General features: G+C 53.5%; 1 protein-coding gene. It reads left to right on the top strand.

Annotation, left to right across the window (positions count from 1 at the left end; all coding sequences use genetic code 11):
• On the top strand, window positions 1-292 hold a 292-nt coding region (locus tag AC1RP1_RS07990), incomplete at its 5' end, for a hypothetical protein (protein ID WP_481762718.1).
• Between the last annotated feature and the right edge of the window lie 93 nt (window positions 293-385).

The raw sequence follows: 385 nt of genomic DNA, 5'->3' as shown, positions 1-385 counted from the left end.
CTATATCGACGGCGTGCGCCTGATGGATCATTGCGAACACAACGAGCCCGGCACCGTTCGCCTGTACGCGCGTTATCTGAAAGATTACGACGCGCGCGGTATCCAAATGGCTGACGACGACGACACGGCGCGAGCATTCCGCGAAGAATGGGAAAAGAAGGCGCAAAAGATCGGCGCGCGTTTCGCAAACTACGGCATCGGGGAACGTACGCGGGCATGGGGTTCGCTGTATCCGGTATCAGGTTTGGAACGTCTGGAAATGCTGGGCTATCGCGTGATCCGCGCAATTTAAAAGCCCTACAAATCATATGGGATTAGTTGACACGTGTTCTCTAGTCTCCTAGCATTTGTACCTGTAGCACGTAACACAACAAACCCTTTAACC

The organism is Dellaglioa sp. CoH-56-MRSF-13, from assembly GCF_056782095.1.
This window is presented reverse-complemented; position numbering and strand designations above follow the sequence as displayed.